Source organism: Pseudomonas sp. P1.31 (genome assembly GCF_001269815.1).
Lineage (GTDB): Bacteria > Pseudomonadota > Gammaproteobacteria > Pseudomonadales > Pseudomonadaceae > Aquipseudomonas > Aquipseudomonas rustica.
Genome location: NZ_LHVN01000027.1, coordinates 1 through 14,530 on the forward strand (window position 1 = coordinate 1; position 14,530 = coordinate 14,530).

Here is a 14,530-nt window from a genome sequence, read left to right on the forward strand (position 1 = left end):
GAAGGCGTCAGACCAGCCAACACTTTTTATGTTGACTAGTCTGACGCCTTCGCGGGCAAGCCTTGCTCCTACAGAAGTTCGGGCTGGATTACTGGCTGGAGGCTGGCATCGCCGGGATTGGCTCGGACGGTGGCGGGATGTCTGTTGGATTGGCCGGTGGCGTGATCACTTCCGGTGTCGGCGCGGGTTCTGCGACTGGAGCCGGGGTGATTGGCGCGGACTCCGCAGGTGGGGCAACAGGTTCAGAGCTGACCGGGGCAACTTCGGCTGGTGCCGGGGCCGGTTCTGCAGCAGGTGCAGGCGTCGCAACCGGAGCAGGAGTCGGGGCTGGAGCGGTTTCTGCCGCCGGCACCGGTGCCAATGGCGCAGCTACAGGTTTCGGCTCAGGTACGCCGAGATCAGCCTTCGGCTTCTCTTCGATGTGCGCCGCTTTCTTCGCATCCGCCGGCAGGAACTGCTCGACCAAGGTGAAGAAACGCTCGTAGAACTTCTGCGAAATCACTGTCTCGCTGGCGACTTTCACCATCGAGTCGTCCGACGAGCCGATCGGCATCGACACCGAGCCCAACACGCCAACACCGAGGCTGGCCGAGTTGTTGGTCTTCTTCAGTGCATAGCGATCCTGCAGGGCGTTGGCGAACATTGTCGCGTGATGCTTGCCGCTGCTGTCTTCGGCGCAGACCACGTTGAAGCTGATCTCCAAGTGCGTATCGCCGGTCTGCTGGAAGCTCTTGTGGCCACTGACCAGTTTCGGGTCGCTGCTGGTGATGATGTAACCCTGGCTGAGCAACGCACGCCGTGCGGCTTCGCAACTGGCGGTGTCGGCGACCGGGTAATTACGCGAAAACATGCCGGAATCGTCGAAATTCTCATGCTCATACATCGGCTTGTCTTTCGAACAGCCGGCGACAGCAGCCACCAACAACGCCAAACCGACAACACGCAAGGGAGTGGAAATCAACATTAAACATCCTGGGGGAAAACAGTCCGGGGCGTATTGTGCAACAGATCGCTGACCCGCGCCGTATGGATTAGTGTCTTGAAACAGTTACAACTCTATCCGACCTTCATTTACCGGAAAAAGTCGCAACGCCAAATGATCGATGAAAACCCGTAACTTCGCGGTGGCGTGGCGACTCGACGGCCACAACACCCAGAACTGCCCGACATGTTGCAGATGCGTATCCAGCACCCGATGCAGCAATCCTTGTGATTCCGCGTCGCGGCTCATGAAATCCGGCAGGCAGGCAATGCCCATCCCCGCCAGCGCCGCGTGGTTCACCGCTTCAATGGACGTACTCACCAGCCGGGTCGGCAATTTCGGCTCATCCGCACCCTCCTCACGCCGTAGCGGCCACGGCTCGAGTTTGCCAGTGGCGTGAAAGATGTGACGCAAACAGGCGTGATCGGCCAGATCGGCAGGCCGTTGCGGCGTACCCCGCTGCTGCAGATAAGCGGGACTGGCAACTAGTACCATCCGAAATTCGCCCAACGACCGCGCCATCAACCGCGAGTCACGCGGTTTGCCGGTGCGAATCACCGCGTCGAAACCCTCTTCAACCACGTCGACCATGCGATCGGTCAAATCCAGATCCAGTTCAATCTGCGGGTACAGCGTCATGAACTCAGTCATCACCGGCATCACCAGACCCAACACCTGCGGCACACTGATACGCAATTTTCCCTGCGGTTGCGCAGCGGCATCACACAGTTCGAACTCTGCAGCCTCAACATCCGCCAGAATTTTACGGCAACGCTGTAGGAACAATGCCCCCTCGCTGGTCAGCGTGATACTACGCGTAGTGCGATGAAACAAGCGCACCCCCAGCCGCGCCTCCAGACGCGCAATGCTCTTGCCAACTGCCGATGAAGACACCCCGGTCAGCCGACCCGCCTCAGTAAAACTGCGCGTCTCGGCGACCTGAATGAATACCGAAATACTGCCAAGGCGATCCATACACCCTCCCGATTCAAGACATCCGTGTCCGATATGTTCGGAACCTTAACCTGTTTTTCGCCAAGGCGCAGCGCCCTACCCTGTGCACTCGTTGACCTTTGCCCACGGATGAATGCTCATGAACGACGCACAACTCACCTGCCGCCCACTTGAAGCTTCGCTCCAACAACGCGAACGCTTACCCCTCGGCGCCCTGCTGGCCCTGGCCACCGCCGGGTTCATCACCGTCATGACCGAAGCCCTGCCCGCCGGCCTGCTGCCACAAATGAGCAGCGGCTTGAACGTCTCCCAGGCACTGATCGGACAACTGGTGACGATGTACGCCATCGGCTCAATACTCGCCGCCATTCCACTAACCCTCGCCACCCGTAGCTGGCGCCGACGCCCTCTTCTACTGTCCGCCATCGGCGGCTTCGCCATCGCCAACAGCATCACCGCCCTTTCGGAGCTGTACTGGCTAACCCTGATCGCACGCCTGATTGCCGGCATATTCGCCGGCCTGCTCTGGGCACTACTCGCCGGCTACGCCAGCCGCATGGTCGCCCCCCACCTGCAAGGCCGCGCCATCACCGTCGCTATGCTCGGCGCCCCCATCGCGCTGTCCCTGGGCATCCCGGCCGGCACCCTGCTCGGCACCTTGATCGGCTGGCGCCTGAGCTTCGCCATCATGACCGCCCTGACCGTGCTGCTAGTGATCTGGGTACGCTGGCAAGTCCCCGACTTCGCCGGAGAACCCGAAGGAAAACGTCTGCCACTGCGTAAGGTATTTACCCTCCCGGGCGTACGACCGGTGCTGTTCGTGACCTTGACCTACGTCGTCGCACACAACCTGCTCTACACCTACATCGCCCCGTTCCTGCAACCGTCCGGACTCGATGCCTCAGTTGACCGCGTGCTGCTGGTGTTCGGCCTGGCGTCGGTGCTGAGCTTGTGGATCGTCGGCAGCCTGATTGATCGCTGGCTACGCGAATTGGTACTGATCAGCGCAGCACTGTTCATGCTGTCGGCGATTGCGTTGGGTTTGTGGCGCGAGTCTGCTGGCGTGATCTACATCGCTACGGCAGTTTGGGGCCTCGCATTTGGTGCGATGCCTTCGCTGCTGCAAACAGCCTCGGCGAAAACGGCGAAGGATGCTGCGGATACTGCGCAATCGATGTTGGTGACATTGTGGAATGTCGGAATTGCGGGCGGTGGATTGGCTGGGGGTTTGTTGCTGGATAATTTAGGGGTTGGGGTGTTTCCATGGATTGTGATCGCGTTGTTGCTGATGAGTCTGTGTGCGACGGTGACAGCGAGAACCCATGGGTTTCCGCGAACCAGATAAGGATGAACACAGGCATTCTGGTTGGCTGACAGGTCGCTTTCGCTAGCAGGCTAGCTCCCACAGTGGGACTGGGGTAATGCCGTTAGATAATAGTGTCTGGTCGGCCGCCTTCGCGAGCAAGCTCTGCTCCTACAAAATCAAGATCAAAAGATCGCAGCCTTCGGCAGCTCCTACATGAAATCGCGGCGAACCCAAGCCAACCATTAGGCCGAGTGTCAGCTCGCCTGCTTTTGATCTTAGAGCCCGTCGGGAGGCTGAGTGGAGGGATTCATACGGGGAAAGCATCGAGAGGAGGTGCAGCGAAGCAAACCGTAGGCGATGCCCCCGGATGAACCCGGAGCGAAGGAACCCGAGCCTTAGCGAGGGCCGGACGTCAGGGCACAGACCTTTTGGTTACTTTTGGGGCGTTTGCCAAAAGTGACCCGCCGTAAGGGCGGAACCCTAATCAGCCATCACCCAAAAAACGGATATCCCCCCAAAAACCCAAACCCAAAAAAAAGCCCCGACGTACGTCAGGGCTTTCTCTAAAACTCAGTCAACGATCAAAACCGCTTGATCTCAGCCTGAGCTTCCAACTGTTTACGATACGCCGCAAAGTCCTGCTGACCTTCACGCGACGCCAGGAAGCGACGGTACTGCACCTTCTCTTCCTCAGTCGGTGCAGCCGCTTCATTCACGCCATTCAGACGCACAATCATCAAACTACCGTCCGGCAGCGTCACGCTGCTAAACGTAGGCTTGTCCTTGGCAGCCGGCTTCGGCATACGGAACAACGCCTGCAGAACCGCCGGATCAACACCTTCCTGCGCACGAGTGGCCGCTTGGGTGACTTTCCAGTTCTGCGCATCAACTGCCTTGCCTTCACGCAGATCAGCAATCAGCTTCTCGGCCTGAGTCTTGGCAGCCGCGCTGGCGTGCTCTTTGGTCAACTGAGCGCGGATCGCCACGTTCACGCTTTCCAGAGGCAATTGCGCAGGCTTCAGGTGTTCCTTGGCACGCAATACAACCACGGTATCCGGATCCAGTTCGATGGCGGTGCTGTTGGCGCCTTCATCAATCACTTCAGTGCTGAATGCAGCAGTCACCACGGCACGGTTGGCCGCCAGACCTTCGCCACCTTCACGGCCAAACGGCTTGGAGGTGTGCACGGTCAGTTTCAGATCCGCCGCTGGCTGGGCCAGGTCGGAAGCTTCGAACGCGGAGTCTTCCAGTTGCTTGGTCGCCTCGACGAAACGCTGCTCAACCTGCGCGGCTTTCAGATCGCGGGTCAGTTTGTCTTTCAGGCTGGCCAGGGTTGGCACTTCTGGCGCTTCAACACCCAGCAGCTTGATCAGGTGGTAACCGAAATCGGTACGAACCGGCTCGGACACTTGATCCTTGTTCAGCGAGTACAGGGCTTTTTCGAAGGCTGGGTCGTAGACGCCAGGGCCTGCGAAACCGAGGTCACCGCCATTGTTGGCCGAACCCGGATCCTGCGAGAACTCCTTGGCCAGCGCTTCGAATTTCTCGCCCTTGGCCAAACGCGCCTGGACGTCTTCGATCTTCGCTTTAGCCTGAGCTTCAGTAGTCTTGTCGTTCACTTCGATCAGGATGTGCGCGGCACGACGCTGTTCCGACAGGTTGGCGATATCTTTCTGATACGCCGCCTGCAGGTCTTCGTCTTTCACGGTGACCTGGTCGAAGAACGAAGCCTTCTTCAGCTCAACGTAATCGACGATCACCTGATCCGGAGTCATGAACTCTTTGGCGTGTTCGTCGTAGTAAGCCTTGACCTCATCGTCAGTCAGCTTGACCGAGGCTGGGTCGGCTTTGACGCTCAGGGTGGCGAAATCGCGGGTCTGTTTTTCCAGACGGGCAAAGGCCAACACTTCAGCGTCGGTGACGAAACCGCTGCCGCCGATACCGGCACGCAGTTGGCCGATCAGCATTTCCTGAGCCAGCATCTGGCGGAATTGCATACGGCTATAGCCCAGTTGACGGATCACCTGGTCGAAACGATCGGAGCTGAACTTGCCGTCCACCTGGAATTCAGGGGTTTGCAGGATCACCTGATCCAGAGCGCCTTCGGAGAAAGCGAACTTCGATTGTTCTGCGCCTTGCAGCAGCAGCTTGCGATCAATCAAACCCTTGAGGGCCGATTCGCGAAGCATTTTTTCATCGAGCAGCGAAGCGTCGAAATCTTTGCCCAGCTGTTGCATCAGCTGACGGCGTTGCATATCAACCGCCTGGCTTAGCTCGTTCTGGCTGATCTCTTCACCATTGACCTGGGCCGCCTCGTTCTTGTGAGTCGTGGCCTGAAAAATGGCATCGAAACCGGTCAAAGCCATCAGCAAAATGATGGCCCCGATAATGGTCTTGGCAATCCAGCCTTGTGAATTGTCCCTGATATTCTGCAGCATGCGTCCCCCAGAAACGGTTGAACTTCAAATTAGGCAACCGTGGAGCGTGGGTAGAATCCGGATAGAAGAAAGGCGCATCCGAGGATGCGCCTTCTCGTAACTGGCGGAGCGGACAGGGCTCGAACCCTCGATCCCGGCGTTACAGGCGCCTGTTTCAGCGACCTGCTCTACCGCTCCGCTGCCAAGTCAGGGATGACCCCGACCCGGATGGGTAAAAACTTGTAACGAACTTAGTTAACCGCTTCTTTCAGTGCTTTACCGGCTTTAAAGCCTGGTTTTTTAGCAGCAGCGATTTGCAGCGTCTTGCCAGTCTGTGGGTTACGACCAACGCGAGCTGGACGATCAGTCACGGAGAACGTACCGAAACCAACCAGAACAACGGAGTCGCCAGCCTTGAGAGCGCCAGTGACGGATTCGATTACAGCGTCCAGCGCACGGCCAGCAGCAGCTTTCGGGATATCAGCGGATGCAGCGATAGCATCAATCAGTTCCGACTTGTTCACTCTAAGTCCCCTTATATCTATTTTGAGATGATTCTAAGTTTTTTGGTGAAAGCAAAAACGAGTGCTGAATGGCCTACAGACACTTAAGAGCCGCTTTATAACAAGGGCTCTAAAAAGCTGTCAAGGAAGCCACCCAGGCAAAAGCATACTAATGCGTGCTAATTCTTTCCTTAGCATCAGACTCACGTTTTTCATCCTTGGCAACTATCTCCGGAGCCACATCCGGCAAGGGCTCCGGCGCGTATTGCAGCGCAATTTGCAGGACCTCGTCAATCCATTTAACCGGTTTAATCTGCAGATCCTGCTTGATGTTGTCCGGAATCTCCTTGAGATCACGTACGTTTTCTTCAGGAATAATCACAACCTTGATTCCGCCGCGGTGTGCCGCGAGCAGTTTTTCCTTCAGACCACCAATTGCCAGCACTTGACCGCGCAAGGTGATTTCACCGGTCATGGCGACATCAGCGCGCACCGGAATGCCGGTCAATGCCGACACCAGGGCCGTGCACATGCCTACACCGGCGCTAGGACCGTCTTTCGGGGTCGCGCCTTCCGGCATGTGAATGTGCGTGTCGCGCTTCTCGTGGAAGTCCACAGGAATGCCCAGGCTCTTGGCGCGGCTGCGCACGACGGTCAGGGCTGCGGTGATCGATTCGACCATCACATCACCGAGCGAACCGGTCTTGATCAGTTGACCTTTACCCGGCACAACAGCGGCTTCGATGGTCAGCAACTCGCCGCCAACCTGAGTCCAGGCAAGGCCGGTCACTTGACCGATCTGATCCTGTTGCTCGGCCAGACCGTAACGGAATTTACGTACGCCGAGGAAGTGTTCCAGCAAGTCAGCTGTCACTTTTACCGAGAAGCGTTTTTCCAGCGCGTGCTCTTTCACAGCCTTGCGGCAGACCTTGGCGATCTGACGTTCGAGGCCACGCACACCGGCTTCACGGGTGTAGTAACGGATGATGTCGCGGATCGCTTCTTCATCAAATTCAATCTCGCCCTTCTTCAGACCGTTAGCGGTGATCTGTTTTGGCGAGAGATATTTGACGGCAATGTTGATCTTCTCGTCTTCGGTGTAGCCCGGCAGACGGATGACTTCCATGCGGTCAAGCAGCGCCGGCGGGATGTTCATCGAGTTCGAGGTGCACAGGAACATCACATCCGAGAGGTCGTAATCGACTTCCAGATAGTGATCGTTGAAGTTGTGGTTTTGCTCTGGATCGAGCACTTCCAGCAACGCCGACGCCGGATCGCCACGCATGTCGCTGCCCATTTTGTCGATTTCATCGAGCAGGAACAGCGGGTTGCGAACGCCCACTTTTGTCATCTTTTGAATCAATCTTCCCGGCATCGAACCGATGTAAGTCCGGCGGTGACCACGAATTTCCGCTTCATCCCGCACACCACCGAGGGCCATGCGTACGAATTTACGGTTGGTGGCGTGAGCGATCGACTCGGCCAGCGAGGTTTTACCCACGCCCGGAGGACCGACCAGGCACAACACCGGGCCACGAATTTTTTTCACGCGTTTTTGCACGGCGAGGTATTCAAGGATGCGTTCCTTGACCTCTTCGAGGCCGTAGTGGTCGGCGTCGAGAATGTCTTCAGCGCGCGCCAGATCAAGGCGTACCTTGCTCTGTGCCTTCCACGGCACCTGCACCAGCCAGTCGATGTACGAGCGCACCACGGTGGCCTCAGCGGACATCGGCGACATTTGCTTGAGCTTGTTCAGCTCGGCCGTGGCTTTGGCCAACGCGTCTTTTGGCAGACCGGCAGCGTCGATACGCTTTTTCAGGTCTTCGATTTCGTTGTGGCCTTCGTCGCTGTCGCCGAGTTCTTTCTGAATGGCCTTCATCTGCTCATTCAGGTAGTACTCGCGCTGACTGCGCTCCATTTGCTTTTTGACGCGGCCACGAATGCGTTTTTCGACTTGCAGCAGATCGATCTCGGCATCCAGCAGCGCCAGAACGTGCTCGACCCGGGCCGACAAATCGATGATTTCGAGGATTTCCTGCTTCTGCTCGATTTTCAGCGCCATGTGCGCGGCCATGGTGTCGACCAGACGACCCGGCTCATCGATGCTGTTGAGCGACGACAGGACTTCAGCCGGGACTTTTTTGCCCAACTGCACATATTGTTCGAACTGCGACAGCAGCGTGCGCACGAACACTTCGGATTCGCGCTCGGCAGCGTCGACTTCTTCAATCAGCGAGACTTCAGCGCGGCAGTGGCCGTCAACTTCGCTGAAACGCTCGACAGTACCGCGCTGTTCACCTTCGACCAGCACTTTGACAGTGCCGTCAGGCAGCTTGAGCAGTTGCAGAACGGTAGCGATGGTACCTACGCGATAGAGAGCGTCTTCACCGGGATCGTCGTCAGCCGGGTTTCTCTGGGCCAGCAGCAGGATCTGCTTGTCGCCCGTCATCGCGGCCTCGAGGGCTTCGATGGATTTCTCGCGCCCCACGAACAGTGGGATAACCATGTGCGGATAAACCACGACATCACGCAATGGCAGGAGAGGCAATTCGATGGTTGTCTTCATGATTTCGCCTCTACGGCGGCCATATGGCCGTAATCAGATGGAATTGAGCTTGAAACCAAGATGGGGGCTGCCTTGAAAAAAAACAAGCGCAAAGCGGATGTAAAAAATGCCATAAAAAAAAAGAGGCCCGAAGGCCCCTTCTTTGTTGCGGCAGGGTGGACGCTTACGCGTCCGGTGCTGCCTTGGCTGCCGGCTCACTGTTTTCGTAGATATACAGTGGCTTGGACTTGCCTTCGATCACGCTTTCATCGATCACGACTTTGCTCACCTCAGACTGCGAGGGGATTTCATACATCGTGTCGAGCAATACACCTTCGAGAATCGAGCGCAGGCCACGAGCACCGGTCTTGCGTTCCAGGGCACGTTTGGCGACGGATTTCAGCGCGTCAGCACGGAATTCCAGATCGACGCCTTCCATCTCGAACAGCTTGGCATACTGTTTGGTCAGAGCATTTTTCGGCTCGGTGAGGATCTGCATCAGCGCAGCCTCGTCGAGCTCGTCCAGCGTCGCAAGTACCGGCAGACGACCGACGAATTCCGGGATCAGACCGAACTTGACCAGATCGTCAGGCTCGACTTCACGCAGGGATTCACCGACTTTCTTGCCTTCTTCCTTGCTGCGCACTTCTGCGTTGAAACCGATGCCGCCTTTGGTGGAACGGTTTTGAATAACCTTTTCCAGACCCGAGAACGCACCACCGCAGATGAACAGGATGTTACGGGTGTCGACCTGCAGGAATTCCTGCTGCGGATGCTTGCGGCCACCTTGCGGCGGTACGGAAGCGACCGTGCCTTCGATCAACTTGAGCAAGGCCTGCTGCACGCCTTCACCGGAAACGTCCCGGGTGATCGACGGGTTGTCGGACTTGCGCGAAATCTTGTCGATTTCATCGATGTAGACAATACCCATCTGGGCTTTCTCTACGTCGTAATCGCACTTCTGCAACAGCTTCTGAATGATGTTCTCGACGTCTTCACCTACATAACCCGCCTCGGTGAGGGTGGTTGCGTCGGCGATGGTGAACGGAACGTTCAGCAAGCGGGCCAGTGTTTCGGCCAGCAGGGTTTTACCGGAGCCTGTCGGGCCGATCAGCAGGATGTTGCTCTTGCCGAGTTCGACGTCGTCAGCCTTTTTGTCACGCTGGTTAAGGCGTTTGTAGTGGTTGTACACCGCTACGGCCAGAACCTTTTTCGCACGCTCCTGACCAATGACGTATTGATCAAGGATGCCGCTGATTTCTTTAGGCGAAGGCAATTTATGCGCGCTGCTCTCGGCCTGTGCTTCCTGCACCTCCTCGCGGATGATGTCATTGCACAGGTCGACGCACTCGTCGCAGATAAAGACCGAGGGGCCGGCAATCAATTTGCGCACTTCATGCTGGCTTTTGCCACAGAAGGAGCAATAGAGCAGCTTGCCGTTGTCCTCGCCGTTGCGGGTGTCAGTCATTCGTTCGATCCAAATCCGATAGGCTTGCAACACAAGATGAAGGCTATTGCGGGCTTTTTCAAGCCCGCTGGCGAACAGACTCGCCGACCAAGCCTATTTTGAGTTGCTTATTTTAAGCTGGGCGCTGGTTGATCACTTCATCGATCAAGCCGTATTCCTTCGCAGCTTCTGCACTCATGAAGTTATCGCGGTTGGTATCACGCTCGATTTCTTCAAGGGTACGCCCACTGTGCTTGGCCATCAGCGTGTTCAGGCGCTCGCGGATGAAGAGGATTTCCTTGGCATGGATTTCGATATCCGATGCCTGGCCCTGGAAACCGCCCAGTGGCTGGTGAATCATCACACGCGAGTTCGGCAGGCAGAAACGCTTGCCAGGTGCACCGGCGGTCAACAAGAACGCGCCCATGCTGCAGGCCTGACCGATGCAGGTGGTCGACACATTGGGTTTGATGAACTGCATGGTGTCGTAGATCGACATGCCAGCCGTTACCGAACCGCCCGGGGAGTTGATATAGAGATGGATGTCCTTGTCCGGGTTTTCCGCTTCAAGGAACAGCAGTTGCGCACAGATCAGGTTGGCCATGTAGTCCTCTACCGGCCCAACCAGAAAGATCACTCGCTCCTTGAGAAGGCGCGAATAGATGTCGTAGGCGCGTTCGCCACGAGCGGACTGCTCGACAACCATCGGGACCAGTCCGCCTGCGGCCTGGATATCAGAGTTCTGCTGAATATACGAATTACGGAACATGCTCTGCAGTCACTCCCAAATAGTTATGTCTTGAATACGCATAAGCCAGCTCGAAAGCTGGCTTATGTGTGTATTTCTTAACGCAAAAACAATCAGTCGGCTTGTGGAGCTTCTACCGGCTTGACTGCTTCTTCGTAAGAGACCGACTTGTCGGTCACACTAGCTTTCTGCAGAACAGTATCCACAACTTGTTCTTCCAGCACAACCGAACGCACTTCGTTCAGTTGCTGCTCGTTCTTGTAGTACCACGACACAACCTGCTCAGGCTCCTGGTAAGCGGAAGCCATTTCCTGAATCATTTCGCGAACGCGAGCTTCGTCAGGCTTCAGGTCGAATTGCTTGACCACTTCAGCAACGATCAGACCCAGCACAACGCGGCGCTTGGCTTGCTCTTCGAACAGCTCGGCCGGCAGTTGATCGGGCTTGATGTTGCCGCCGAACTGCTGAACAGCCTGCACGCGCAGACGGTCAACTTCGTTGGCCAGCAGAGCCTTAGGCACTTCGATCGGGTTGGTGGCCAGCAGACCGTCCATTACCTGATTCTTGACCTTGGATTTGATCGCCTGACGCAGTTCACGCTCCATGTTCTTGCGAACTTCGGTGCGGAAACCGTCGATGCCGCTTTCCTTGATGCCGAATTGAGCGAAGAACTCTTCGTTCAGCTCAGGCAGCTTAGGCTCGGACACAGTGTTGACGGTCACGGTGAACTCGGCGGTTTTGCCAGCCAGGTCCAGGTTCTGATAGTCCTCTGGGAAGGTCAGGTTCAGAACGCGTTCTTCGCCAGCCTTAGCGCCAACCAGACCTTCTTCGAAGCCCGGGATCATGCGGCCGGAACCCAGTACCAGTTGGGTGCCTTTGGCGGAACCGCCTGCGAATACTTCGCCGTCAACCTTGCCAACGAAATCGATGTTCAGTTGGTCTTCGTTCTGGGCAGCGCGATCGGCCACTTCAAAACGGGTGTTCTGCTTGCGCAGGATGTCGAGCATTTTGTCCAGGTCAGCGTCAGCCACGTCAGCGCTCAGGCGCTCAACGGTGATGCCGTCGAAGCCAGCAACGGTGAACTCCGGGAACACTTCGAACACTGCAACGTATTCCAGGTCCTTGCCAGCTTCGAGCGACTTAGGCTCGATCGATGGCGAACCAGCCGGGTTCAGCTTCTGCTCAACCACAGCTTCGTAGAAGGAGGACTGGATCACGTCGCCGACAGCTTCCTGACGAGCATCAGCACCGAAACGGCGCTTGATTTCGCTCATTGGCACTTTGCCTGGACGGAAGCCAGCAATCTTGGCCTTTTGGGCAGTCTGCTGCAGACGCTTGTTGACCTGGCTCTCAATGCGCTCAGCCGGCACGGTGACGCTCATGCGGCGCTCAAGAGCAGTAGTATTTTCAACAGAAACTTGCATGGATATTCCTCGTTGCACAGACGTTAGCCGGCCGTTTCCGACCCCAGAATCAAGGGCATGCATTCTAGTGGGTCAAACTCAAGAAGTCACCCTACTGAAAACGGGTAAAAAAACAGCAGGCAATTTATCGGTGCGAATACACGAATGCATCGCGCACCACAGGCGAATACAACCAATCACGCCAAGGCTCTGCGACAACCTCTTCTATATATAGAAGGGATGCCGATCATTCCCTGACGGCCGACCCTGCAAGCAAGACCGGCGGGCAGCGCGGCATCATCCAGAAACATCAATACGACGAAACGCCCTGCCCTGCGACCCGAAAACCGCGGTCGCCGATTTCTCAAACCGCTAAAACAAAAAAGGCGCCAGACTGTTAAATCTGGCGCCTTTCGAAATATGGGGTGGACGATGGGGATCGAACCCACGACAACGGGAGTCACAATCCCGTGCTCTACCAACTGAGCTACGCCCACCATATTGCGTAACAAAAAAGCCATTTAACTTCTTTGTTGAACCTCATCAAGCCAACGGCATGAATGAAGCTTGTTTGGTGCGGATGAAGAGACTCGAACTCTTACGCCTCGCGGCGCTGGAACCTAAATCCAGTGTGTCTACCAATTCCACCACATCCGCGGATGAAGCTTTTAAAGCAAAGGCGCCAGACTGTTACATCTGGCGCCTTTCGAAATATGGGGTGGACGATGGGGATCGAACCCACGACAACGGGAGTCACAATCCCGTGCTCTACCAACTGAGCTACGCCCACCATATCGCGTTACTTGTGCCAAAGCTGCCTAATGGCGCACCCGGCAGGACTCGAACCTGCGACCATCCGCTTAGAAGGCGGATGCTCTATCCAGCTGAGCTACGGGCGCCTTATTAATCTGTACTCTAAAAGAACTACAAACTAAGTGCTTTCCAGTCTTCGCAAAACCGTAATCCTGCTCGACCTTCTTAACCAGTGCTAGGCTGTGCCCGACAAGTGCGACGAATAGTATAGAGCGCTCCGAAGGTCGTCAAATCCTTTTTGAAAAAAATTCATTTAATTAAAGGAGTTAGGGGAATTTGCTGACCAAGCGCCTTTGCCCTCACCGCCCGACATGAGAGAATGCGTTCTCTTTTTTTCCCCTCTCGATGGTTAATCACGCGCAATGACTGCACAACTAATCGACGGCAAATCGATCGCCGCCAGCCTGCGCCAGCAGATCGCCAAACGAGTTGCCGAGCGTCGCCAGCAAGGCCTGCGCACTCCCGGCCTCGCGGTGATCCTGGTCGGCAGCGATCCTGCCTCTCAGGTTTATGTCTCGCACAAGCGTAAAGACTGTGAAGAGGTCGGCTTCCTCTCTCAAGCCTACGACCTGCCCTCCGAAACCACGCAACAAGCGTTGACCGATCTGATCGATCGCCTCAACGACGACCCTGCGATCGACGGCATCCTCCTGCAACTGCCGCTGCCTGAGCACCTAGACGCCTCCAAATTGCTGGAGCGCATCCGCCCGGACAAAGACGTCGACGGTTTCCATCCTTATAACGTCGGCCGTCTGGCCCAGCGCATCCCGCTGCTGCGCCCGTGCACGCCTAAAGGCATCATGACCCTGCTGGAAAGCACCGGTGTTGATCTTTATGGTCTGGACGCCGTGGTCGTTGGCGCTTCCAACATCGTCGGCCGCCCGATGGCGATGGAACTGTTGCTGGCCGGTTGCACCGTGACCGTGACCCACCGCTTCACCAAGGATCTTGCCGGCCACGTCGGCCGTGCTGATCTGGTGGTCGTGGCCGCCGGCAAGCCGGGCCTGGTCAAGGGCGAATGGATCAAGGAAGGCGCGATCGTCGTTGACGTCGGCATCAACCGTCAGGACGACGGCAAACTGGTCGGCGATGTTGTTTACGAAACCGCCCTGCCCCGCGCTGGCTGGATCACGCCAGTCCCGGGCGGTGTTGGCCCGATGACCCGTGCTTGCCTGCTGGAAAACACCCTCTACGCAGCAGAAACCCTGCACGCTTAAGACGGTTTTTTCGCAGCATCAAAACCCCGCCCCGTGCGGGGTTTTTCGTATTCGAGAAAAAACTATAACCGTTCGCCGGAAACCCCTCTTTTTACAGGCCTTTTCACGAGATTTTCAGGTCACTCAAACAACCATCGACAGATCTTCAGCCATACTCCTAGAATGCGACGCTTTGAAGAAATAACCCGTTACAAA

At 56.6% G+C, this 14,530-nt stretch carries 10 protein-coding genes and 4 tRNA genes; 2 read left to right on the forward strand and 12 right to left on the reverse strand.

What is annotated here, in order from left to right; genetic code table 11:
- Positions 1 to 88: 88 nt before the first annotated feature.
- On the reverse strand, positions 89 to 964 hold the full coding sequence (locus AD669_RS16875) for a DUF2242 domain-containing protein (protein ID WP_053121784.1): 876 nt from the start codon (positions 962 to 964) through the stop codon (positions 89 to 91).
- A gap of 84 nt (positions 965 to 1,048) precedes the next feature.
- Complete coding sequence (locus tag AD669_RS16880) at positions 1,049 to 1,957, reverse strand: LysR family transcriptional regulator (protein ID WP_053121786.1); 909 nt, start codon at positions 1,955 to 1,957, stop codon at positions 1,049 to 1,051.
- A 118-nt stretch (positions 1,958 to 2,075) separates the two neighbouring features.
- Between AD669_RS16880 and AD669_RS16885 the strand changes: the two genes are divergently transcribed.
- Complete coding sequence (locus AD669_RS16885; protein ID WP_053121788.1) at positions 2,076 to 3,281, forward strand: MFS transporter; 1,206 nt, start codon at positions 2,076 to 2,078, stop codon at positions 3,279 to 3,281.
- 542 nt (positions 3,282 to 3,823) lie between these two features.
- On the opposite strand, the gene AD669_RS16890 is transcribed toward AD669_RS16885, so the two are convergent.
- The 10 genes from AD669_RS16890 to AD669_RS16935 all read right to left on the reverse strand — a co-directional run bounded on the left by AD669_RS16890 (position 3,824) and on the right by AD669_RS16935 (position 13,204).
- A complete protein-coding gene (locus AD669_RS16890; protein WP_053121790.1) occupies positions 3,824 to 5,680 on the reverse strand; it encodes a SurA N-terminal domain-containing protein in 1,857 nt (618 codons plus the stop codon).
- Positions 5,681 to 5,910: 230 nt separating this feature from the next.
- Entirely contained in the window at positions 5,911 to 6,183 is a 273-nt protein-coding gene (locus AD669_RS16895) for an HU family DNA-binding protein (protein WP_008077714.1), read from the reverse strand.
- A gap of 148 nt (positions 6,184 to 6,331) precedes the next feature.
- On the reverse strand, positions 6,332 to 8,728 hold the full coding sequence (lon, locus tag AD669_RS16900; protein ID WP_053121792.1) for an endopeptidase La: 2,397 nt from the start codon (positions 8,726 to 8,728) through the stop codon (positions 6,332 to 6,334).
- Between the two features lie 163 nt (positions 8,729 to 8,891).
- Entirely contained in the window at positions 8,892 to 10,175 is a 1,284-nt protein-coding gene (gene clpX / locus AD669_RS16905) for an ATP-dependent Clp protease ATP-binding subunit ClpX (protein WP_053121794.1), read from the reverse strand.
- A gap of 112 nt (positions 10,176 to 10,287) precedes the next feature.
- Positions 10,288 to 10,923 (reverse strand): ATP-dependent Clp endopeptidase proteolytic subunit ClpP, encoded by a 636-nt coding sequence (gene clpP, locus AD669_RS16910; protein ID WP_007951559.1) that lies wholly within the window; start codon positions 10,921 to 10,923, stop codon positions 10,288 to 10,290.
- A gap of 92 nt (positions 10,924 to 11,015) precedes the next feature.
- The gene (tig, locus tag AD669_RS16915; RefSeq protein ID WP_053121796.1) at positions 11,016 to 12,326 is read right to left on the reverse strand and encodes a trigger factor; all 1,311 of its coding nucleotides are present in this window, start codon (positions 12,324 to 12,326) and stop codon (positions 11,016 to 11,018) included.
- A 400-nt stretch (positions 12,327 to 12,726) separates the two neighbouring features.
- Positions 12,727 to 12,802: transfer RNA gene (locus AD669_RS16920), tRNA-His, on the reverse strand.
- A gap of 75 nt (positions 12,803 to 12,877) precedes the next feature.
- Positions 12,878 to 12,962: transfer RNA gene (locus tag AD669_RS16925), tRNA-Leu, on the reverse strand.
- A gap of 57 nt (positions 12,963 to 13,019) precedes the next feature.
- Positions 13,020 to 13,095 (reverse strand) — tRNA-His (locus tag AD669_RS16930).
- Between the two features lie 32 nt (positions 13,096 to 13,127).
- Positions 13,128 to 13,204: transfer RNA gene (locus AD669_RS16935), tRNA-Arg, on the reverse strand.
- Between the two features lie 276 nt (positions 13,205 to 13,480).
- Here AD669_RS16935 and folD point away from each other — a divergent pair.
- Positions 13,481 to 14,335, forward strand: coding sequence for a bifunctional methylenetetrahydrofolate dehydrogenase/methenyltetrahydrofolate cyclohydrolase FolD (gene folD / locus AD669_RS16940; RefSeq protein WP_053121798.1), 855 nt, complete (start codon positions 13,481 to 13,483; stop codon positions 14,333 to 14,335).
- Positions 14,336 to 14,530: the final 195 nt, after the last annotated feature.

Coding starts and splice junctions, on each gene's coding strand:
- AD669_RS16875 (WP_053121784.1), bottom strand. CDS start 964: ATGTTGATTTCCACTCCCTTGCGTGTTGTCGGTTTGGCGTTGTTGGTG.
- AD669_RS16880 (WP_053121786.1), bottom strand. CDS start 1,957: ATGGATCGCCTTGGCAGTATTTCGGTATTCATTCAGGTCGCCGAGACG.
- AD669_RS16885 (WP_053121788.1), top strand. CDS start 2,076: ATGAACGACGCACAACTCACCTGCCGCCCACTTGAAGCTTCGCTCCAA.
- AD669_RS16890 (WP_053121790.1), bottom strand. CDS start 5,680: ATGCTGCAGAATATCAGGGACAATTCACAAGGCTGGATTGCCAAGACC.
- lon (WP_053121792.1), bottom strand. CDS start 8,728: ATGAAGACAACCATCGAATTGCCTCTCCTGCCATTGCGTGATGTCGTG.
- clpX (WP_053121794.1), bottom strand. CDS start 10,175: ATGACTGACACCCGCAACGGCGAGGACAACGGCAAGCTGCTCTATTGC.
- clpP (WP_007951559.1), bottom strand. CDS start 10,923: ATGTTCCGTAATTCGTATATTCAGCAGAACTCTGATATCCAGGCCGCA.
- tig (WP_053121796.1), bottom strand. CDS start 12,326: ATGCAAGTTTCTGTTGAAAATACTACTGCTCTTGAGCGCCGCATGAGC.
- folD (WP_053121798.1), top strand. CDS start 13,481: ATGACTGCACAACTAATCGACGGCAAATCGATCGCCGCCAGCCTGCGC.